This window comes from Variovorax sp. YR266, from assembly GCF_900107295.1.
Taxonomy (GTDB): domain Bacteria; phylum Pseudomonadota; class Gammaproteobacteria; order Burkholderiales; family Burkholderiaceae_C; genus Variovorax.
Genome location: NZ_FNPM01000005.1, coordinates 214113 through 229115 on the forward strand (window position 1 = coordinate 214113; position 15003 = coordinate 229115).

At 66.9% G+C, this 15003-nt stretch carries 8 protein-coding genes and 1 riboswitch; of the genes, 4 read left to right on the forward strand and 4 right to left on the reverse strand.

Annotated features, from left to right (window positions below):
• Positions 1 to 10 precede the first annotated feature (10 nt).
• Entirely contained in the window at positions 11 to 802 is a 792-nt protein-coding gene (locus tag BLW48_RS15385; RefSeq protein ID WP_093175957.1) for a M90 family metallopeptidase, read from the forward strand.
• A 113-nt stretch (positions 803 to 915) separates the two neighbouring features.
• Here BLW48_RS15385 and BLW48_RS15390 read toward each other — a convergent pair whose 3' ends face one another.
• Both BLW48_RS15390 and BLW48_RS15395 read right to left on the reverse strand, forming a co-directional pair.
• Positions 916 to 3786: a DUF349 domain-containing protein gene (locus BLW48_RS15390; protein ID WP_093175960.1), complete on the reverse strand. Its 2871-nt coding sequence runs from the start codon at positions 3784 to 3786 to the stop codon at positions 916 to 918.
• 214 nt (positions 3787 to 4000) lie between these two features.
• Entirely contained in the window at positions 4001 to 7816 is a 3816-nt protein-coding gene (locus tag BLW48_RS15395; protein WP_093175962.1) for a DUF748 domain-containing protein, read from the reverse strand.
• 736 nt (positions 7817 to 8552) lie between these two features.
• Between BLW48_RS15395 and BLW48_RS15400 the strand changes: the two genes are divergently transcribed.
• The 3 genes from BLW48_RS15400 to nrdR all read left to right on the forward strand — a co-directional run bounded on the left by BLW48_RS15400 (position 8553) and on the right by nrdR (position 11302).
• A complete protein-coding gene (locus BLW48_RS15400; protein WP_093055958.1) occupies positions 8553 to 9392 on the forward strand; it encodes a lytic transglycosylase domain-containing protein in 840 nt (279 codons plus the stop codon).
• A 30-nt stretch (positions 9393 to 9422) separates the two neighbouring features.
• Positions 9423 to 9548, forward strand: a riboswitch (ZMP/ZTP riboswitch).
• Between the two features lie 41 nt (positions 9549 to 9589).
• On the forward strand, positions 9590 to 10834 hold the full coding sequence (gene glyA, locus BLW48_RS15405) for a serine hydroxymethyltransferase (RefSeq protein WP_093175965.1): 1245 nt from the start codon (positions 9590 to 9592) through the stop codon (positions 10832 to 10834).
• 24 nt (positions 10835 to 10858) lie between these two features.
• Positions 10859 to 11302, forward strand: a complete 444-nt coding sequence (gene nrdR, locus BLW48_RS15410) for a transcriptional regulator NrdR (protein WP_093175968.1) — start codon at positions 10859 to 10861, stop codon at positions 11300 to 11302.
• 35 nt (positions 11303 to 11337) lie between these two features.
• Here the strand turns inward: nrdR and BLW48_RS15415 are convergent, their stop codons facing one another.
• Positions 11338 to 11799 carry a type IV pilin protein gene (locus tag BLW48_RS15415; RefSeq protein ID WP_093175970.1) on the reverse strand — a complete coding sequence of 154 codons (462 nt, stop codon included), beginning with the start codon at positions 11797 to 11799 and terminating at the stop codon, positions 11338 to 11340.
• Between the two features lie 13 nt (positions 11800 to 11812).
• Positions 11813 to 14959, reverse strand: coding sequence for a PilC/PilY family type IV pilus protein (locus BLW48_RS15420; protein ID WP_256330781.1), 3147 nt, complete (start codon positions 14957 to 14959; stop codon positions 11813 to 11815).
• Positions 14960 to 15003: the final 44 nt, after the last annotated feature.

Here is a 15003-nt window from a genome sequence, read left to right on the forward strand (position 1 = left end):
GCCGCCAGCAATGTTCAAGTGGCTGCGCCGCCTGCGCGCCCTGCCCCCGATTCCTGAAGCCGCCTGGCAGGCCGCACTCAGGCGCTACGCCTTTCTGGGCGCACTGCCGGACGCCGACCGGCAACGCCTTCGCACGCTGACGGCCGAGTTCCTGCGCGACAAGGAATTCCACGGCGCCAAGGGCTTCACCATCACCAATGAAGTGGCGCTGGCCATCGCGGCCCAGGCCATGCTGCCGGTACTGCACCTCAAGGGCGGACTGAACTGGTACGGCGATTTCGTCGGCATCGTCGTGCACCGCTCCGAGGTGGTGGCGCGACGCAAGGTGGTCGACGAGGCCCAAGTGGTGCACGAGTACGGCGAAGTCGTGGCTGGCGAAGCGATGGAGCGTGGCCCCGTCATGCTGAGCTGGGACGACGTGCTGGCGAGCAGCGTCACCAGCGAGCGCGGCTACAACGTCGTGATCCACGAGTTCGCCCACAAGATCGACATGCGCAGCGGCGACGCCAACGGCTGCCCGCCGCTGCCGCCCGGCTTTGCGGGCCAGCGCAGTGCGCGCGCGGCCCGCAAAGCCTGGCTCGCCGTGCTGCAGTCCGCCTACGACGACTTCCGCGAGCAGACCATCAAGGCGGAGCGCTTCGGCACCGAGCCGCCGTGGCTCGACGCCTATGGCGCCACGTCGATCAGCGAATTCTTCGCGGTAGCCTGTGAGGCCTACTTCGTGAGCCGTCCCAACTTCGCTCGCGACTTCCCCGGCGTGCTCGCGCTCTTCGATGAATTCTTTCTGCCCAGAAGGCCCTGACACCTGAACAGGGGGCAGTCGATTTGCAGCAGCTGCCCCAAAGAAAAAGGCGCCCCGCGGGGCGCCTTTTTCATGGCCATCGATATCTGGCCGGAGGCCTTGGAGGTTGGCTCTTACTTGCGCAGCAATGCCTTCAGCGCATTCTGCAGACGGCGCGCACTGGAAGCATCGTGCGCCGCGGCCAGCACCTTGCCGGCATCCTGGCCCCAGGTCTGAGCCGGGGCCGGATCGCCACGCTTCGTCAGCAGCTTGAGTTGCAGTGCACGGCGCGCGTCGAGTTGCTCGGCAGGTGTCGGCACTTCGGCGGCCATTTCGAGACGCAGCAGCGCTTCGGCGGCATCGTTCGCGGCGGCCGTCGGCGCAGAGCCGATGGCCTGCGACCATCCAGTGCGCACCGCGGGCGTGACCGCGCGGCCCAGTTCCTGGATGCTCGGCAAGCGGCTGGCGTCGCGCTGTTCCCATGCGCCCAGCACCTGCGTCAGGGCTTCGCCATGCGCTTGTGCTGCGAGCTTGCGCAGCGCCATGTCGGCGCGTTCGAGCGCTTCGCGCTGCGCACGGAAGGCTGCGTCGCCGAGGCGCGGACCGCGATCTTCGAAGCGCGGCGGACGATCGCCGAAGCGGCCGGCCGGTGCACCGCGATCGCCACGCGCGTCGCCACGGGGCGCCCCGCGGTCGCCGCGATCACCAGGGCGACTCGGACCACCGGCACCGGGACGTCCACCATCACGGCGGTCACCGAAACGGCCACCGGCACCGCGGGCTGCAGGCGCTGCTTCGGCTTTCTTGCTGCTCGGGCGGTCGTCGCCACGCATGGCCACGACTGGCTTCGGTGCGGGCTTCGGCGCCGCGGCTGGCGCTTCCGCAGCGGCGGCTTCGCCGGCGTCATGCGCCTCGCCATCGGTGCGTGCCGAAGCATCGGCGCCGTCGGCGGGAGCCACGAGATCGGCCGAAGCGGCGGGTGCTGCATCAGCGGTCGTGCCGGGCGAGGCTTCCGCATCGCTCGGGCTCGGTGCCTGCTCGGCGCTTTCGCCGAATTCGGCAGCCGCCTGCCCCGGGGCCACGACCTCGGTCGCGCCGACCGATGGGCCGTCGGTCGCGACAGCGGCTTGCTCGGCCTTCGGCGCGGGCGGCGGTGCCTCGCCGCGCAGCGCGCCTTCCAGGCGGGCAATGGCGGCACGGATCTTCTGTACGTCGCCGCCGGCATTGGCTGCGTCGAGCGCCTTGGACGCTTCGAGCACATAGCGGTCGTGCTCGCTCATCGCGGCCGACGCCTTTTCGCGCTCTGCCGTCTTGCGGTTGAAAGCTTCGTCGATGGGCGCGCGGAACGCGTCCCACAGCTTCTGTTCGTGGCGGCGGTCAAGCGGCACGCTCTGCGCCTCGGCCTGCCAGCGCTGCTGCAGCGCCTTCACGGCGTCGATGCGCAGCATCGGCTGGGCGCCGAGTTCAGCCGCCTCGGCGATCATGGCCTGGCGCCGTTCGACGCTGGCCTTCTGCGCCGTCTCGAACGGAGCGCGAGCCGCGCCGAAGGCTTCGTTCCACAGCGGCTGCAGCTCTGCGAACACCTTTTCGCCCACGTGACCGGCATCGCGCCAGCGGTCGGCGAACTGGTGCAGCGCGCGGTTGTGCGCCTTCAGGTCGGTGGCGCCGGCATGCTCGGCAGCCCAGGCCTTGACTTCCTCGATCAGCGCGACGCGGAGCGAGCGATGCTCGGCCGCATCGGCGCGCACCTTTTCGAGCCAGGCCTCGACCACCTTGTGGGCTTCGTTGCAGGCTTCGTCGAAGCGCTTCCAGAGCGCGTGGTTCGGCACGCCGCCCTGGTCGGCCTGCTTCCACTGGTCACGCAGGGCGCGCAGCGTTTCCTGCATCTTGCGGCCGCCAAGGGCCTGGCCTTCGGGGCGCTTGAGCAGGCCTTCGGCCTTGGCCACGAGGTCTTCGCGCACCTTGTCGGCGCTCCAGCGCTGCCAGCCTTCGAGCTCGCCAGCGGCCACCAGCGCGGCATGCACGCGGGCTTCGAGCGGCGCTTCGACCAGCTTGCCGTGCTCCTTGAGCACGGCGCGCAGCGCGGCAGCCGCGCCGGCGCTGGCCTTGCCATGGCCTTCGGCAGTTTCCTGTTCGAGCTTGGCGAGCGCAGCCTGCACGGCGTCTTGCGCGGCAGCGCGCAAGGCCGGGTCGACCTTGGGTGCGGCGGGGCGAGCGGGCGCGGCAGGCTTGGGCGCCACGACCTCACCGCGCGCAGCGCGCAGTTCGTCGGCCCACACGGGCACTGGCGGCAGCGGCGCAGCAGCATCGGCGGCAGCAGCAAGGGCCTGGGCCAATGCGCTGTGGAACGCATCGGACACCACCAGCAGTTGCGACTTGGACGATTCGAGCTGCGGCGCGAACTTGGCGTCGAGGCTGGTCCAGTTGGCGTCGGTCGTGATCTCCGCCGCCTGCTGCTGCCAGTGGGTCACGTCGGCGCGCAGCGATTCTTCGGCGGCCTGGGCGTCCTGCCAGCCCTTGGTGGACAGCACTTCGAAGCGCTGCGCCAGCAGCACGGCGGCTTCGCGGTGCACCTGGGCGCGGTGCTGCAGGTCTTCGATACCCTTGACGCGTTCGGCCAGCTTGAGCTTCAGGCCGGCCAGCGGCTCGCGCGACAGCGGCGCGCCAGCCTTGGCGGCGTCGCGCTGCCAGGCCAGCGCATCGGCAATGTTGAGCTTGGACTGCCCCAGCAGGGCCTCGGCCTTTTGCGCCCATTCGGCGGCAATTGCCTCCTGCCCCTTGGCGCGCTTGAGTTCGTCGAGCTTTTCGCGCAGCAGGCGCGCAGCGCCCTTGTCACGACCGCTCAGCTCCTTGAAGACCTCCTGCATCTGCTCGGCAGTGGGAGTGCCCGCGAGCCAGTCGCGGATGCGCGCGGCGCGCTCGCCGGAAGTCGGCGCGGTGAAGGCGCCGCCGGTGAGCGTGTCGAGGGCCTGAAGGTCGTGTGGCTTGGAAGAAGTAGAGGTCACTGCGCGAAATCGTTGTCTTGGTAGAGAAAGCGAAGGCGCCGGCAAAGGCCGGCGCACATCGACATTTTCACCCACTTGCGGCTGGCCATTGAATTCCGTCCAGAAACGGTGGCGTACGCGGGGTTGTGGGCGTGGAGGTTAACGGACTACATATATAGCAAGCTGGAGAAAAAAACCAAGTCCGCGGACCGGATCCTGATCGGGTCGTCGCGCCTCACTTCATGGTCAGGCTGAGCTCGGCGCCCGGTTTCCAGTCGCTGCCGCTGGCACTTGTGCGCACGGCTCCCAGGAAGAGGCGCTCGCTCGGCAGCTTCTTCGCGAGCAGGTAGTCGCGCACGGCCGCGCCGCGCTCGACCGCGAGCTGGCGCATCGACTCCTCGTCGACCGGCACGCTGGCGAACAGCAGTTTTTCCATGTCCGGCACGGGCAGGTCTTTGGCCAGGCCGACGAGGTTGCGCGGCTTGGTGATGTCCGCGCGCTTGTACACGGCGGTCAGCAGTTCGGGGTATTCGGCGTCGGTGACAGGTGGCACGTCGGTGCCGGTCTGGCCGCCGCGCACCGCGACGCGGCGCTTCTCGGCGTAGGCGAGCTGGCGCACGCGCTGGCGCTGGTAGGCGTCGCGCTCCTTCTCGAGGCTGGAAGTGCCGATCACCGTCATCTGCAGCGTGGTCCGGTCGGTCAGCGCCTTCGCGACCTTGTCCAGGCCTTCTTTCGCGGCGGCGCTCAGCTCGGAACTGCCGGGCTCGAAGGTGATGGCACTCGATTCACCGCTGCCGCCGCCCAGGCCACCGGTAAGCAGGCTGAACGGTGCCGTCACGGCCTTGACGATCAGGTTGACCACGGCCTTCCAGATCAGCGGGCCGACGCTGAACTGTGGATCGTTGAGCGAGCCGCTGAGCGGCAGGTCGACGTCGATCACGCCGTTGCGGTCGGCCAGCAGGGCCACGGCCAGCTTCACCGGGAGGCTGGCAGGCGCTCCCGCCACTTCGTCGCCGAACTGCAGCTGGTTGAGCACCAGCTTGTTGGTGGCCGTCAGCTGGCCATCGGGGGCGACCTTGTAGTTGACGTCCATGCTCATCTTGCCACGCTCGATGCCGTGGCCGGCGTAGCGCACCGAGTACGGCGACAGCGGGGCCAGGTCGAGGTCGCGCATCTTGGCGGTGATGTCGAGTTCGAGCGGTTTGGCCAGCGGGTTGAGCTTGCCGGTGATTTCCAGCGCGGCTGTCTGCTGCGCCTTGCCGCGCAGCTCGAGGTCGGCCAGCGCGGGCCGGCCGCTCTCGCCCTTCGGCGGGTTCGACGAGAACGAGCTGAGCTTGCCGGTCAGCTCGCTGAGGTCGGCCGAGTAGTTGGGCTTGACGAACAGGTCGGTGAAGTCGATCTTGCCGTTGACCAGGCTCATCGGGCCGAAGTTGATGACGGGCGCGGGGCCGCTGTCCGCCTGCGCGGTGGCGACTGGCGCGGCGGCTGCCGCCGGCTTGGCCGGCTCGGGCGCTCCCCCGACCATGTTTTCGGCCGACACCGGTGCGCCGCCCGAAGGCCTCGCCGGCACGGCTCGTGTCGTGGTGGTCGTGCCACCCGGGCCCTTGCGGGTGGAGGCTTCGCCCGCTGCCGCGGCAACGGCGTTGGCTTGCGCCTCGCCCTTCTTGGTCAGGTTCAGCAGGTTGAGCCGGCCGGTGGGGTCGATGATCACGCGGGCGAAGAAGTCGGTCAGCGTGGTCTCGCGCACGTCCACGTTCGGCGGCGCATTGGGCGCCATGCTGACCTGCAGGCCGCGCAGGCTCAGGGTCTTCCAGCTCAGCAGCTGGTTGGTGTTGCGGTCGAAGCCGGGCGACTGGGTGAGCGAGACGCTGTTGGCGCGGAAGTCATCGAGCGCGGTGTCGCCCGACAGCTTGATGCTCATGCCCGCCGGCAACGTCGCATAGCGCACCGTGCCGCGATAGCTCGCGAAGGCGCGGCGGATGTCGACATTGAGCGCATCCGCGTAGTAGGCCTTGAAGGTATGGGCGGGGAACGACACCACCTCCAGGCGGCCCTCGGCCGCGAGCGGCTTGAGCACGACATTGCCCTTGTAGTCGAAGCGCCCCGGGTCGGAGCGCCCTGAGCCGATGCGGCCGGAAACTTCGAGCGGCGACGTCGTATTGGTGTCGGGCGCGATCTTCTGGGCGTGGAGCTTGAAGGCAGTGACTTCCACGGTCACCGGGTTCGCGCCGGCCTTGTCCGCATAGGAGAGCGCGCCGTTGTCGACCGCCAGCGTGCCGATGGTCAGCGCCCAGGGCTTGGTGTTGGCGCCGGGCTGCGGCGTTTCGGCAGCCGCAGGCTTGGGGGCAGCGACCTTCGCTTCGGCTTCCTTGGTGCCGCCGCCGGCCGGCGTCTTGAGCCAGCGCTCGAACATCCAGCGTTTCTCGCTGTCGCGCTCCACGCGCACCTTGGGGTTGGTCGCAGTGAACGAGGCCACATTCAATGTGTGCTTCGTCATGTCGACCTCGGCGTCGACCAGTTCGAAGCGGCCGACGCTGGCCAGCGCGGTCTTGGCCTGCGTCAGCGCGAGCCCGTCGGCGGCGAGGCGGCGCGCCTTGAACTTGAGATCGGGCTGGGCCCAGGCGATGTCGATCTGCCCGCTGAGCTTGCCGTCCAGCGTGGGCTCCAGGCTCTGCGCCAGGTAAGGTGCGGCCAGCGACAGCGGCAGCGCGTCGACCTCGGTCTGCACGTCGGCCACCTTCTCTGTGGCGCTGCCCTTGAACTTGAGCGAGGCGCCGGCAATGGCCGTGCTGCCATTGAACTCTGCCGGCTTTTCCATCGGCCAGGTGACGCCGGTGACGTCGATGCCGAGGTCGGTCAGGTCGACGGCGGCAGCAGGATTGACGGTTTCGTCTCGCCAGCCGATGCGCCCGCCGTTCAGGGCCACCTTGTCGACCTGCACCTTCAGAACGGGCTTTGGTGCCGGCTTGCCGGCCGGTGCGCTCGCTGCCGCGGCGGGTGGTGACGCGACCTTCTCGGTCGCGCCGGTGGCGGGGTCGGTGGCCAGCAGATTGAGCTTTCCGGCCGCGTCGCGCGCCACCGCCAGTTGCGGCTTGACGAGCGTGACTTCGCTCAGATGGAACACCGACTCCAACGGGCGCACGTCGGCCAGCGCCAGCTTGAGCGAATCGAAAGCCAGCAGGTCGCGGCCGCGCGCATCGGCCACCTTGGTGGCGTGCGCCTCGACCGTGCCAGTGATCTTCAGCCCGGTGGTCGCGGCTTGCTCGAAGCCGATCTTCAGGTCGGCATCGAGGCTGCCTGCCTGGAGTTTCACCGGCAGGCCGCCCGGGATGTAGCCGAGGTACGGCACGAGGTCCAGCCCCTTGAACTGCACGTGGGCGTCGGTCTTGCGGTTGTCGGAGAAGGGCGTGGTGAAAGCCGCCGAGTCGAATTTGCTGCCGTTGAGCGCGAAGGCGAGCTTGGGCTCGGTGTTGATGTCGCGCTTGGAATCGAGGTTGCTCAGGAAGGGCACCTTGAGCACGAAGTCGCGCAGTTCGTGCTTGCGCTTGACGGTCTGGTCGTCGAAGTCGACGGAGCCGCCATTGATCGCAATGTTGTAGATGGCAAAGCGCGCCGGCTTGGCGTTCGGGTCGGGCGGCGGGCCGGCCGAGAGCTTGGCAAGGATGTCGTCGATGTCGTATTTGCCGTCGGCCTGGTGCGTGAGCAGGATTGCAGGCCCGTCGACCGTGACCGCGTCGATCACTGGTGCGAGCCGGAAGATCGACTGCAGTTCGGCGTCGGCGTAGATGCGGCTGACGGCCACCTGCGACTTGCTGCCATCCGCGGTGGCAATGCGCAGGTCGTTCAGCGTGAGTTCGAGCGTCCAGGGCTTGAAATCGATCTTGCCGACTGTTACCTGCCGCCCCAGCTTCTCGCTTGCGATCTTCTGAAGCTGGCTCTTGGCAATCGGCGGCACCGCCAGCCAGGCAATGACCCAGAAGGCCAACAGAACCAGCACCGCGACGATCCCACGTCGCACCCATTTGTTTTGTTTGATCGAAGCTACGTCCATCGCCAGAGTGTGCCGCAAACAAGCGGCAACGCGAGGTACGCAAAAAGGACGCAAGCCCACCTCCGGAAGAAATGCCAGAAACACCGAGGAACCGGTTTTACCGGGCCTCAGGCGTTGCCCCCGGCAGGGGGTAGGAGAAGCGACACGAAGTGCGCGCAGCCTGGGGGCGAGCCAAAAGAAAGCCCGGTGATTCGACGGAGTGTCTAGTCACCGGGCTTGATGGCGGGCACAAAACCCATGCCATCGATTCGCGCGACCGGAAGTCAATGGTTCCTGCCGTGCTGGCAGCAAGAGATTGCCACCGTGGATCCTCGGACGCTGAACCCTTGACTTGCACCTCGGGCTGCCGGACCTCGGAAAAACACCTGAAAAGCTCAGGCCCGTCCAGATTAGGCGTCGCACCCTCGGATTGCAAACGCGTTTTACAAAGGGATTTCCCCTAAGCCGAAACGCCTCGAAACGGCAACTTTTTTAAACAACTATTAGCATAACGAAGCAAGTCCTTATGCTTGACCGGGTATTTAGCCACGCTAGAATCCGCCCTGCTCTGACCGCCCGACGCGGCAGAGCCACCCTGAATCCGCTGCCGAACTCCCCCGGCTTGATCAGGTCGCCGCGCCCCTAACCCCCTTCACTCCATGCGCGGAGCCTGATTCGTACCAATCCAAGCGCCGCTGCCTTCATCCATCGCCTTCCGTGGCGTTGCGACTCGGGTGCCGCACAGAAAGGAAGAGCGATGAACAAGGCGTTTGATGTCACGGCCCGCGGGCTAAGGACCTTCGTGTCCGATGTGGCAGACGGCTTTTTTGAAATTACCCACAACGGGTTTGCACTGGTCGGCCTGGCCATTGTGTTCGCGGCCCTCGCCCTCGTGGCGCGGCCCGACCTGCGCAAGACCGGCGAGGAGCAACTGATGGGCTGGCTGCAGTCGCGCAAGCCTGCGCCTGAAGTCACCGATCTCGAGCCCACCGCCATCGAGCGCACCACGGCCGCGAGCCCCGCCGACCTGCCCAAGCAGCAGGCCGCCGTGGCTTACTGGCTGAGCAAGAAGTACCGCGTGGCCGCCGAACCGCTGAGCGTGCTCGTGGCCGAGGCCTATGGCATCGGCAAGCGCACGAAGATCGACCCGACCCTGATCCTCGCGATCATGGCCGTCGAATCCAGCTTCAACCCGTTCGCCCAGAGCCAGGTCGGCGCGCAAGGCCTCATGCAGGTCATGACCCGCGTGCACGGCGACAAGTACGAAAGCGCGGGCGGCACGCTCACCGCCTTCGACCCGGTGACCAACATGCGCGTCGGCGTCAAGGTGCTGCAGGAATGCATCTCGCGCGCCGGCTCCCTCGAAGGCGGCCTGCGCTACTACGTGGGCGCGGCCAACCTCGAGGACGACGGCGGCTACGCCGCCAAGGTGATGGCCGAGCACGAACGCCTGCTGCAGGTGGCCAACGGCCGCGCGCCGTCGACGGTCACACCGCCAACCGTGCGTCCGCAGCCGATCCCTGTGGCAACACCGCCCAAGCCTGCCGAAGAACGCACTGAGCCGGCCAAGGTGGCCCTGCTCTCCTCCGTTTCCTGAAGAGGTTTCGGGCCGGGTGTGAGCTACACTCGGCGGGTACGCGACTGGCGATAGGCGCAGCACCCGAACACGGTGCCACGCGCTGACGTGGAATACCACTGGGAAGCGTACCGCCTGACCACAACAGGCGTTCAGCCGTTCGCCTGGGCAGCCCTTGTTTGGTTGAAGAACAAGGACCTCGTCTTCAAAGGACTGCCATGTACCAACGCAACATCCTGGTCGAACAGACCGATCCCGAAATCTGGGCCGCGATTCAAGCCGAAAACGCGCGCCAGGAACATCACATCGAGCTGATCGCCAGCGAGAACTACGCCTCGCCGGCCGTCATGGCCGCCCAGGGCTCGCAGCTCACTAATAAGTACGCCGAAGGCTACCCGGGCAAGCGCTACTACGGCGGCTGCGAGCACGTCGACGTGGCCGAGCAGCTGGCCATCGACCGCGTCAAGCAGATCTTCGGCGCCGACGCCGCCAACGTGCAGCCGCATTGCGGCGCCTCGGCCAACGAAGCCGTGATGCTCGCCTTCCTGAAGCCCGGCGACACCATCATGGGCATGAGCCTGGCCGAAGGCGGCCACCTGACCCACGGCATGCCTCTCAATATGAGCGGCAAGTGGTTCAACGTCGTGAGCTACGGCCTGGACGCCAACGAAGCCATCGACTACGACGCGATGGAACGCAAGGCGCACGAGCACATGCCCAAGCTCATCATCGCGGGCGCCTCGGCGTATTCGCTGCGCATCGATTTCGAGCGCTTCGCCAAGGTCGCCAAGGACGTCGGCGCGATCTTCATGGTCGACATCGCCCACTACGCAGGCCTCGTGGCCGCGGGCGTGTACCCCAACCCGGTGCCGCATGCCGACGTGGTCACCTCCACCACCCACAAGAGCCTGCGCGGCCCGCGCGGCGGCATCATCCTGATGAAGTCGCAGCACGAGAAGGCCATCAACAGCGCCATCTTCCCCGGCCTGCAAGGCGGCCCGCTGATGCACGTGATCGCCGCCAAGGCCGTCGCGTTCAAGGAAGCCATGGCGCCCGAGTTCAAGGCCTACCAGCAACAGGTGGTCAAGAACGCCCAGATCGTGGCCGACACCCTCACCCAGCGCGGCCTGCGCATCGTGAGCGGACGCACCGAAAGCCACGTGATGCTGGTCGACCTGCGCGCCAAGGGCATCACCGGCAAGGAAGCCGAAGCCGTGCTGGGCAGCGCCCACATGACGATCAACAAGAACGCGATCCCCAACGACCCGGAAAAGCCGATGGTCACCAGCGGCGTGCGCATCGGCACCCCCGCCATGACCACCCGCGGCTTCAAGGACGAAGAGGCCCGCATCACCGCGAACCTGGTTGCAGACGTGCTCGAGAACCCGCGCGACGCAGCAAACATCGACGCCGTGCGCGCCAAGGTCCACGCGCTGACGAGCCGCTTCCCTGTCTACCGCTGATTCCGAGCAAGAAGACTTGACCGCATGAAATGCCCTTTTTGCGGTCATCTTGAAACGCAGGTCGTCGAGACCCGCGTTTCGGAAGACGCCGACTTTGTCCGCAGGCGCCGCCAGTGCAGCGCCTGCGACAAGCGCTTCACCACCTACGAGCGGCCCGACGTCAATTTTCCCGTCGTCGTGAAGAAGGACGGCAGCCGCGCCGACTTCGAATCGACCAAGGTGCGCGCCTCCATGATGCTGGCGCTGCGCAAGCGCCCGGTGAGCATCGAGCAGATCGACAACGCCCTGCTGCGCATCGAGCAGAAGCTGCTGGCCAGCGGCCTGCGCGAAATCGACTCGACCAAGGTCGGCGAGCTCGTGATGCGCGAACTCAAGAAGCTCGACAAGGTCGCCTACGTGCGCTTTGCCTCGGTGTACCGCAGCTTCGAGGACGTGGACGAGTTCAGGCAGTTGCTGCGCGATATCTGAGCCGCGTCGGCAACGGCCGTACTCTCACAGGCACCTCAACGGTTCCAGCAAAGCTGCACCAGCGCACTCGAAGCGTCGGTGCTGCTGCCCGCCAGCTTGACGCCCAGCTGGTTGACCGTGAGGGTTCCGCACTCGTCATTGCGCGAAGCCCCCGCTGGAACGGCTTGCAAGGTGTAGCTGGTCTCGTTTCTTGCGACATAGCTGATGGAATAGTTCGCCGTGCCGGACGACGGCGACTGCCCCAGTCCGGCCGGCAGCGCGACGGTCGCCGGCGGATAGCGTCCGTTGGCGGTCATGTAGCGCTCGGTCCACTGCGCCGCCTGCAACAACTGTTGTTTGGCATCGGCGCGCTTGGCCCGCAGCACGTAGCGCGTGTAGCTCGGGTAGGCGATGGCGGCGAGGATGCCGATCACCGTCGTCACGATCATGAGTTCGATCAGCGTGAAGCCGCGCGAGCGGCCCCGTCTACCAGTCTGTGTCCTGGATTGCTTTTTCATGGTTCTCCTCCCTTCAGTCGGTCGACATCAGGCTGCGCCAGCCGAAGCGGCGCACGACGTCGGGCCGTGTCAACGTCTTGCACTCTCCGGCGGCATTGCAGATCACGTCCTTGCCCTTTTCCTTGTTCTTCGGCTGAAGAACCATGTCGTCCTTGCCGGAGCGATTCCGGAAGCCGGCATAGGCCCCCACCGCGCCGGAAGTGGAATACGCAATGCCCTCGGGCGCCGAGCCGCTGAAGAAGTCGATTACCAGCGACCAGCCGTCGTCGCCCGTTCCGGCGGTGCAGGTGACCGAATTGCTGCCCGAGCCGGGAATGGTGCTCGAGAACAGCCCGATGCCGCTGGTCAGCACATCACCCGGATAGACGACACGCTCTCCCGACGCAGGCAGCTTCAGGTGCCAGCCGCGCTTGGCCTCCGAACCGGTGTAGCTCACGGCGTTGTGGGAGACGGTGCGCAACTCGGCATCGCCCTCCTCGACCGGTGTGGCGCCGATGGTCTGCGCCACGAGGTCGTTCCTCGTCGCGGTGCTCGAGCTTCCGTTGACCGGGTCCCAGATGCCGTACAGGTACTGGTCGGCGGTCGAGCGCTCGTCGCCGGAGGCGAACAGCCGACCGGTGCCGAACACCAGCATGTAGCCACCGCGCGGATGCCCCACAACCACCGGCGCCGTCGTGATCGGCTGGCTGGCGCCGGCCGCGAACAGCGGCTTGTTGTCGAGGCCGGACGGGGTCACGGCCCCGGTTGCGGCCGGACGATTCGAGCTGAGAGGCCCCATCGTGGCTTTCCACTGACGGCTGTCGGTGCCGCCGAGGTCGAACTTCCAGAGATTGCCGAGCAGGTCTCCGGCGTAGACAAGGTCGACCTTGCCGTCACCATTGAGGTCCACCGGACGTGGCGCGGACAGGCCGTTGCCCGTGTCCTTCTCCTGCGTGACCGGCGCCGGAATCTTGAGCACCGCCTTGTCGCCATCGAGATACTGGATCCACAGCACCGCCTTCTCGCTCTTGCTGTTGTAGCCGTTGCCCAGGATCAGGGCCTTTCGGTCGTTGCTCAACCGGGCGACCTGCAGCGCCCGCCCCGAGAAGGAATCGAGCGCAGGCTGCTGGAACTGATGGCCCAGGTCGTCGTCCGCAAGCGCGGTCGTGTCGATCAGCGCGACGCTGGCGGCCTTGCCCTCGTCGACGCTCTCGGGCCTGGTGGCGTCGAGCACGAAATAGCCTTTGCCACCCGAGCCCAGCGTGCCCACGAGCAAAGACTTCCAGTTCGCCGCCTTCTGCTCGTCGGTCGTCTTGGCCGAGGATGTCGGCCCCATGTAGATGTCGGCGACGAAGGCACTGCCGTCGACGTAGTACCGGTGGGTGTAGCCGCCTTCGCTGAGCCGCTTGAGATTCGGCGCCGCCGCCGTGCCGTAGAGGCCTTCGGGCACGTAGGCGAACGCCTCCTTGCCGGTGCTCGCGTTGAAAGCATGCAACATGCCGTCGTTGGCGCCGACATAGACCATCGGCGCGCGGGGGATGGCCGCGAACGCCGCATAGGCGTTGCCAGTGAAGCCGCTCTTCGGCTGTCCCGCGTACCAGACGCTGGAGCCCACGATGTCGCCGAGCACATGGCCGCGCTTGCGGAACTGGCGGCCGGCGCCCTCGTTGCTGCGGTCGCCGCGCAGGAAGTCGAGCACGGCCCGGCCGAGGGCGGTGCTCTCGGCGTCGGTGTCGGTGCTGGCCTTGAGCGCGGCCCTCTGCGCGTCGCCCAAGTGGGCCCACCTGAACGGCACGCCCGCGCCGGTGGTCGCTGCGCGGCCTGCCGACGCAGCCGTGGTGCCGGAGAAGCTGAGTACAACGCGGTCCCGGTCGTGTGCGCCAGTACTTGCCATGCGGGTATCGAGCAGGTCGCGCGCCGACCAGTCGGCTTTGGCAGCAAGCCTGCCGTCGGTGCCGAACTTCGTGGCGCTGAGTCTGCCGGACCAGTCGGCCGTGTCGTAGCCGGCCTGATAGACGGAAGTGCCTGTCGAGACTCGGGAAGCGCTGGCGGAAATGGAGGTCAGCGGGGTGCCGGTGTTGACCAGAACCTGTCCAAGGATGGATTTGAAGGCGCTGCTCAGGGCTTTGGCATTGGAAGCCGGCGTGAACGTGCCACGGCTGTTCAGGGCGGCATGCCAGAGGTCCATGCGTGCATTGCCACTGAACGGATCCAGCCATTGGATCGAGCCGTCGACCACGCCGGCATAGTCTCCGCTGTAGGTGGGGTGCAATGCAGTCGTCGAGATTTTCGGTCGCGACCACCAGTCACCCGCAGCACCGAACCCGATGAAGTGGGTCGTCAGGTGCTGCCAGGTGGCCGGATCATTCTTGGGATTCCAGTACTCGGGAACCTTGGCACGCCCCACTGTCACATCGCCCGGTTCGGCAATGATCTTCTTCAGGTTGTTCGGCACGCCTGGTTGCAGATCGCGGGCCCAGTACTCGAAGGTCAAGTCAGCGAGCGTCGGACGCTTCATCCTCCCGAAGTTGTCGGCATAGGGTGCGTACGGCGCGTAGAGGGTGCCGTCCGGGAGCCAGCGGTGCGTGCCGTCTTCGTTGGCGACGATGGGCATGAAGCTCTCCAACCCCGAGGGAGGCCAGTAGTCGCCATCTGTCATGAAGATGTGGAACGACCTGCGGCAACCCGACTGCGGGGCTCCGGCCACACCCGGATCATCCGAGAAGGGGCTGTGCTGGCCGGTGATCTGCATGTACTCGCCGGCACGGGTCATCATTTCGTGAAGAGGCGTGCCCCCCGTCGCCTGAACGGCATTGACCCAGGCCATGAAATTGGCGCGGTGCGTCCGGTCCAGCGAACGCATCAGGTTCGCGTTGACACGTCCGCCGATCCTGCAAGGAGGCGCGGCGCTTCTGAATGCAGCGCAGTTGCGATCACTGCGATCGTCGTTCAGCGCCTGCCAGGCGAGGCGGATGCGGTGATCGGGAATGTTGGCCTCGGAGAAGTTCTCCCTGAGAGCAGCCTGCAGGGCAGCCATGCCGCTGCCGTACATGCTTCCGGAGTTGTCGACGGAAACGATCACGTTCGGCGCCGGCTCCGCGACCGCGGCATTTCGCGGCACCTGCGCCAGCGGATACTGCGCGGCGTGCACGACGGTCTGTGCCAGCACCAGGCCGGACACGACGGCGCGTCCCGGCAGCTTCCTGATCCTCATCTCTTTCTCTC

Excerpts from the sequence above, each read along its gene's own strand:
- BLW48_RS15415 (WP_093175970.1), bottom strand. The coding sequence starts at position 11,799 with ATGAAAAAGCAATCCAGGACACAGACTGGTAGACGGGGCCGCTCGCGC.
- BLW48_RS15385 (WP_093175957.1), top strand. The coding sequence starts at position 11 with ATGTTCAAGTGGCTGCGCCGCCTGCGCGCCCTGCCCCCGATTCCTGAA.
- nrdR (WP_093175968.1), top strand. The coding sequence starts at position 10,859 with ATGAAATGCCCTTTTTGCGGTCATCTTGAAACGCAGGTCGTCGAGACC.
- BLW48_RS15400 (WP_093055958.1), top strand. The coding sequence starts at position 8,553 with ATGAACAAGGCGTTTGATGTCACGGCCCGCGGGCTAAGGACCTTCGTG.
- glyA (WP_093175965.1), top strand. The coding sequence starts at position 9,590 with ATGTACCAACGCAACATCCTGGTCGAACAGACCGATCCCGAAATCTGG.
- BLW48_RS15395 (WP_093175962.1), bottom strand. The coding sequence starts at position 7,816 with ATGGACGTAGCTTCGATCAAACAAAACAAATGGGTGCGACGTGGGATC.